Source organism: Roseateles sp., from assembly GCF_044373315.1.
In the GTDB taxonomy this organism is placed as follows: Bacteria; Pseudomonadota; Gammaproteobacteria; order Burkholderiales; family Burkholderiaceae_C; genus JACDQM01.
Window position 1 is genome coordinate 1 of the sequence record NZ_JBILQK010000154.1, and the last position, 5,459, is coordinate 5,459.

Here is a 5,459-nt window from a genome sequence, read left to right on the forward strand (position 1 = left end):
CAGCAGTCGGCCCGCCCGGCTGCGCCGGCCAGGCGATCAGCAGACCGCCGGCGACGATGGCCAGCATGCCCAGAGCGATACGCCTGTCGAAGTTCTCCTTGAAGACGAACCAGGCGAGCAGCGCGGTTAGCACGCCTTCCAGGTTCAGCAGCAGCGAAGCGCTTGAGGCAGGCATGCGCGACAACCCCAGCATCAGCAAGGCCGGCGCCAGCACGCCGCCCGACGCGATGGCGGCCAACAGCCAGCGGCCCTCGCCCGGCGCCAGCTGCACGGCCGGCGCGCGGCTCAGGCGGCGCCAGCACCACAGGCCCAGGCCCGACCCCAGATAGAGCAAGGCCGCCAGCATCCAGGGGCTGGTCTGTGCCAGCAAAGGCTTGGCCAGCGGTGTGGCCGCGCCGAACAGCAAGGCGGCCAGTAGCACTGCGGCAACGCCAGGCTCGGGGCGGAAGCGGCGCATAGGCAGGCCTCAGTGCAGCAGGCAGTGGCAGTAGACGAATTGCTGTACCGCGCCAGACGGCGTTAGGTGCGATTCGCTCAGGTGCTCCACCAACTCGAAGGCGCCGCCGAATTGCGCGTGCAGCGCATCCGGTGCATAGCGCATCACCGGCAGGCCGCTGCAATGCGTCGGGCCGTCCGGCGCGAAGGCCGCAACGATCACATGGCCGCCGGGCCGCACCGCGCACCGCACCCGTGCCACATAAGCGGCGCGCTGCGCCGGCTCGGTGAGGAAGTGGAACACCGCTCGGTCATGCCAGATGTCCCAAGCCTGCTCGGGCAGCGCGATCTGGGTGATATCACCCTCCAGCCAGCGCACAGCCGCCGCACGCTGCTGCAAGCGCCGTCGCGCCACATCGAGCGCCGCGGCCGAGATATCGAGCACCGCCACCGAAAAAACCTCGGGGGCGGCCAACAGATCGTCGACCAGCGTGGAGGCGCCGCCGCCCACATCGATCACCCGCGCCGCCTGCCCGGCGGCGATGCCGCGGATCAGCGCCAGCGACTGCTGCGCATGAGGCTGGAACCAGCTGACCGAATCGGCCGGCTTGTCGCGATAGACGCGTTCCCAATGGTTCTTTGCCGGGTCGGAGGGGCGCGCTTCATTCATGCAAGGGCTCCGTTAGTGAGGACGGCAAGCTGATTGTCGACGCAGGCTGGAATTCATGCCGAACTAATGAAGTCGCGCTCGGTCCAGGCCGCGGAGTCCGGCGCGTCGCAGACAACGCGATTGCGCCCGCCATGTTTGGCGGCATACAAAGCCTGGTCGGCCGCAGCCACCAGGCGTTCCGCCAGCTTGCCCGGCGACTGCCCCCCTGGCTCGCCACCCAGCATGGCCAGACCGATGGAGATGGTCAGGCCGATGCCGTCGCCCGAGGCGGCCAGCAAGCGACGCTCGGCGATGCTGGCGCGGATGCGCTCGGCGATCTCGCGGGCGAAGAAACCCGGCGTGCGCGGCAGCAGCACGACGAACTCCTCGCCGCCGTAGCGGGCGATGGTGTCGCCAGCGCGCAGCTGGCCGCGGATGGCATCGCCGATGGTGCGCAGCACCTCGTCACCGGTCTGGTGACCATGCGTGTCGTTGATGCGCTTGAAGTGATCGATGTCCAGGAACATGCAGGCCAGCGGATGCCGGTAGCGCCACGCCTGCGCGATCTCGATGCCGCAGCGGTGCTCGAAATAACGCCGATTGTGAACACCTGTCAGCATGTCCGTCAGCCCAGCCAGCTTGAGCCGCTCCTGGTTGAGCGCGCTCTCCAGGCAGACCGCCACGATGTCAGACAGGCGCTCCAGAAAGCGGGTGCCGGAGTCGGCGTCATAGCGCTCCGGGCTGCGGCTGCCGAAATGCAGGCTGCCGATCAACTCGCCATGGCGTGACAGCGGCAGCAGCGCCACCGAAGCCAGCGGCCCGTCGGCGACATCGAACAGCCCGGTGTGGCTGGCAGCATCGAAGGCGCCGAGCCAGGGACGCGGTTCATCGCCATACAGCGCACGCATCGCAAAGGCCGACAGGCTCAGATCCAGCCCCGCCAGCAACTGGGCTGAGGGCTCGCGCAGCTCGCTCTCGAGAATGCGGCGAATCTCTTGTTCAGGGTCGACCAGCGTCAGGGTCACCGCCTCGATGCCGAAGGCCAGCTTGTACTCGCCCAGCAGCAGGCGCAGCAACTCCAGCACCGAAGCAGCGCCGATCAGCCGGTGCTCCAGCTGCTCGAAGCGACGCATCTTGTCCTCGTTGGCCCGGGCCTCGCGCAGCAAGGCCTCCAGCTGGCGGCGCAGTGCCTGGTTCTCTGCCTGAAGATCACTGAGCATCGTGTGTGCCGTCGCCTTCTTTCGTCGCTCGCTTGACCCATGACCCGGTGCGACCGTCAGCTCCTGCCCGTCGGGCTTTGGCACCCGGCCCCGCACCTGATCCCCCTACTCGCTCCCAGGGCTGACTGTATCGGCGATTCACAGCGATGCGAGTCGAAACGGCCAGCTTTTGCGCGAACGGGCGCGGCGCCAGCCTGCGCCCTGACAGCTCATGCAAGTCGATCAGGCTTGCAAGAAATTATTGTTTAACGATAATTACTTCAAGTTTTACATAAATTCCAGAGACCATGAGCTCAGCGCCGACCCCTGACTTTCCAGGTCTTGCACGCATACGGCGGCTGGCGCGCTGCGTGCGCGCCATGTGCTTACTGGGGATGGGCGTCAGCCTGCTGATGCCATTCGCGCTCTGGCTTCAGCCCGAGTGGCTCAGCCAGGTGGTGCGGCAGGACTGGGGCCTGGGCCAGCAGCCGATACAGCTGGACGCCCGAGCACGTGCCTTCGGCCTGCTGGCCTGCGCCCTGCCCAGCCTGCTGATGAGCTATCTGCTGTGGCAGCTGTACACGCTGTTCGGCCGCTATGAGCGCGGCGAAGTCTGGACGCTGCAATGCGCACTGCGCTTGCGACGGGCTGCGCTGGCGATGACGGCCTTGGCACCCGCCATGCCCTTGGCCAAGACCTTGTCCATCCTGGCGCTGACCATGGGGAATCCGCCAGGCCAACGTTTCCTCACCCTGAGCTTCAGTTGGCAGGACTACCTCTGTCTGCTGCTCGGCTTGGTGTTGCTGGCGATCGCCACCGTGATGCGCGAAGCGGTGCGCATGGCCGAGGAAAACGCGGAGTTCGTCTGATGCCCATCATCGTCACCCTGGACGTGATGCTGGCGCGGCGCAAGATGCGCTCGCGCGAGCTGGCCGAGGCGGTGGGCATGACCGAGGCCAACCTCTCACTTCTGAAATCCGGCAAGGTGCGCGGCGTGCGCTTCGAGACGCTGGCCCGCATCTGCAAGGTGCTGGACTGCCAGCCCGGCGACCTGCTCCACCATGTGCCGGGTGCCGAGGACGAGGGCGCGCCAGGCGACGCGAGCGACACATGAACGCCGCCCTGCCGCGACGCAGCGCCACGCGCCGGCTGAGTGGCCTGTCGCTGGTGCTGTTGCTGCATGCCCTTCTGCTGGGCTTGCTGCTGCGCCCGCGTGTCGATGTGCAGCCTGCCAGCGCCAGCACCCGCGTCGAGCCTGGCTTGCTGCTGCGGCTGCTACCCTTGCCGCCGGCGAAGCCCCGCGCCGGGGACGCTGGCGAACCGATCACGCGCCAGCCGGTCCGCGCGGCCTCGGTCAGCGGCGCGCCTGCGCCGGCCGAGACGGGGCGCAGGCGCGCCGTAGCGGATCAGCCACCGGTGCCTGATCCGACCTTCGAGGCCTTGCCAGCGCCGCCAGCCGAGCCATCGCCGGCCCCAGCGGCGAACACTCAAGCCAGTCCGGCCGCTTCTGTTGCTCCCTTGCTGCTGCATAGCGAAGGCACCCAGCGCGCGATCCGCCAGGCCACGCGCACGCCGCTGTTGTCCGAACGCGCAGTCTCTGCCAGCCAGGAGCCGGGTCGGCTGAACAGCCAGCAGCGCATGGCGCAGGAGATGGAGCGCGCCGCGCATGGCGATTGCCTGAAAGGCGAATTCACGGGTGCAGGACTGGGCCTTTTAAGCCTGCCGTTCTGGGCCCTGGCCGAAGCACGTGGCAAGTGCCGGCGCTGAACCGTCAAGAAACTCCCCCCACCCTCACGAGGCAGGAAGCCAAGCGATGATGAAACTCCGTTACCTGTTGCAGCAAGCCAGCCTGGCCTGCCTGAGTGCGCTGATGGCCGGCACAGCGCTGGCCCAAACCGCAGCGCCTACCGAGGCCGCCGAGGTGCAGAAACTCGATGAGGTCACCGTCGGTCTCGTCAAGGACCCGGCCATGCTGCCCTACGCCCGCATGAACGAACTCCTCGGCCAGCTGGCCCGGGTCGGCCAGGGCCTGTTCCGCATGGACTTCAAGCTCAGCGCCAAGGACCCGGCGCGGCCGCTGCAATCGCCGAAGCTGGCCGTTCTGACCGACGAGCGCAACCTGCCCATCAAGCCGGACGCCGAGGGCCGCTTCGAGCTGCCCGTGTTGCCGACCGCCGAAGCCAAGACGGCCGAACTGGCCACCAATCAGCCCAAGGGCAGCCTGGCGATCACCGGTCAGCTGCACCTGACCGTGCCGGCCGACAAGCTGGACATGGCCACCGTGCGCCGTGTGATGGCCGTCGCCAAGCAGGCGCGCAACGAGCTGCTGCCTTGGTATCTGCGCTGGCTGTTTCCGCAGGTCGGCGGCGTGCGCGTCTGCAGCACCCAGCCTCGATGGGAGCTGGAGTGGCGCGAAGCCGGTCAATTGCTGAGCGTTCCGCTGAGCGCCGACGCCAAAGATCGCGATCCCAATGCGCCCGCCGGCAAGCCCGGCAATCCTTGCGCCACGCTCACCGGCGAAGAAAGCTGGCCCGATGCGGCGCGTCTGGTGGCACCGGCCGATGCACGCCTCAGCGTGCGGCTGGCCCGCAGCCGCCAGGGTTCATGAGACACATCGCCGCAAACAAAGTCTCCGAAGTTCGGGCCTTGCCACTCATGGGGCGGGCGCAGCTGTCGCAAGCGGCACGCCAGGCAGCCAGCGCTGATGGATGATGGCGTAGCTGCCGTCACGCCTCATCTCATCCAGCGCCTGCTGCCAGCGCTGTACCAGGGCCGCCGGCGTGCCGCGTGAGAAGGCGATGTACAGCAGGGCCTCCGAAAGCTTGACGATGGGCTGGGGCGGATCCGCCACCAGTCCGGCCATGCGCATGCTTTCGGCCACGGTGCTTTCATCCATCGCGATGACCACGCTTCGATTGGCCAGCAGCATCCGCATAGCATCAGCCGGCGAGGCGACGGGCAGCAAGTTGGCGAACCCGCGCGCCCTCAGATCCTGATGCACATACCACTCGCGCGGGACCATGATTTCCTTGACCTTGCGCGCATCTTCCAGGGTTCGAATGCCGGTCTGCTCGCCGCGACGCGCATACAGATGGGCGCGGGTGGCGCTGATCGGACCGACCCACTGAAACAGGGATTCACGCTCGGCGGTGCGCGCAGTCACGAAAAGTCCGACC

8 protein-coding genes are annotated in these 5,459 nt (G+C 67.6%); 4 read left to right on the forward strand and 4 right to left on the reverse strand.

Features of this window, described 5'->3' with window-relative positions; all coding sequences use genetic code 11:
* From ACIQ67_RS19230 to ACIQ67_RS19240, 3 genes are all read right to left on the reverse strand, one after another.
* Window positions 1–457 (reverse strand): EamA family transporter (locus ACIQ67_RS19230; protein ID WP_397535988.1); only part of this gene is annotated, 457 nt, incomplete at its 3' end.
* A gap of 9 nt (window positions 458–466) precedes the next feature.
* Entirely contained in the window at window positions 467–1,105 is a 639-nt protein-coding gene (locus ACIQ67_RS19235; RefSeq protein ID WP_397535989.1) for a class I SAM-dependent methyltransferase, read from the reverse strand.
* A 53-nt stretch (window positions 1,106–1,158) separates the two neighbouring features.
* Window positions 1,159–2,304 carry a DUF484 family protein gene (locus ACIQ67_RS19240; protein ID WP_397535990.1) on the reverse strand — a complete coding sequence of 382 codons (1,146 nt, stop codon included), beginning with the start codon at window positions 2,302–2,304 and terminating at the stop codon, window positions 1,159–1,161.
* Window positions 2,305–2,696: 392 nt separating this feature from the next.
* On the opposite strand from ACIQ67_RS19240, the gene ACIQ67_RS19245 reads away from it, so the two are divergent.
* Genes ACIQ67_RS19245 through ACIQ67_RS19260 form a run of 4 tightly spaced genes read left to right on the forward strand, consistent with a single transcriptional unit; the run spans window position 2,697 to window position 4,891 of the window.
* Window positions 2,697–3,152 (forward strand): DUF2975 domain-containing protein, encoded by a 456-nt coding sequence (locus tag ACIQ67_RS19245; RefSeq protein WP_397535991.1) that lies wholly within the window; start codon window positions 2,697–2,699, stop codon window positions 3,150–3,152.
* On the forward strand, window positions 3,152–3,397 hold the full coding sequence (locus ACIQ67_RS19250) for a helix-turn-helix domain-containing protein (RefSeq protein WP_397535992.1): 246 nt from the start codon (window positions 3,152–3,154) through the stop codon (window positions 3,395–3,397). The genes ACIQ67_RS19245 and ACIQ67_RS19250 overlap by 1 nt, the downstream gene beginning before the upstream one ends.
* Window positions 3,394–4,050, forward strand: a complete 657-nt coding sequence (locus tag ACIQ67_RS19255; protein ID WP_397535993.1) for a hypothetical protein — start codon at window positions 3,394–3,396, stop codon at window positions 4,048–4,050. Before ACIQ67_RS19250 ends, ACIQ67_RS19255 begins: the two co-directional genes overlap by 4 nt.
* A 46-nt stretch (window positions 4,051–4,096) precedes the next feature.
* Complete coding sequence (locus ACIQ67_RS19260; RefSeq protein ID WP_397535994.1) at window positions 4,097–4,891, forward strand: hypothetical protein; 795 nt, start codon at window positions 4,097–4,099, stop codon at window positions 4,889–4,891.
* 45 nt (window positions 4,892–4,936) lie between these two features.
* On the opposite strand, the gene ACIQ67_RS19265 is transcribed toward ACIQ67_RS19260, so the two are convergent.
* On the reverse strand, window positions 4,937–5,459 hold a 523-nt coding region (locus ACIQ67_RS19265), incomplete at its 5' end, for a substrate-binding periplasmic protein (RefSeq protein ID WP_397535995.1).

Coding starts and splice junctions, on each gene's coding strand:
- ACIQ67_RS19235 (WP_397535989.1), bottom strand. CDS start 1,105: ATGAATGAAGCGCGCCCCTCCGACCCGGCAAAGAACCATTGGGAACGC.
- ACIQ67_RS19240 (WP_397535990.1), bottom strand. CDS start 2,304: ATGCTCAGTGATCTTCAGGCAGAGAACCAGGCACTGCGCCGCCAGCTG.
- ACIQ67_RS19245 (WP_397535991.1), top strand. CDS start 2,697: ATGCCATTCGCGCTCTGGCTTCAGCCCGAGTGGCTCAGCCAGGTGGTG.
- ACIQ67_RS19250 (WP_397535992.1), top strand. CDS start 3,152: ATGCCCATCATCGTCACCCTGGACGTGATGCTGGCGCGGCGCAAGATG.
- ACIQ67_RS19255 (WP_397535993.1), top strand. CDS start 3,394: ATGAACGCCGCCCTGCCGCGACGCAGCGCCACGCGCCGGCTGAGTGGC.
- ACIQ67_RS19260 (WP_397535994.1), top strand. CDS start 4,097: ATGATGAAACTCCGTTACCTGTTGCAGCAAGCCAGCCTGGCCTGCCTG.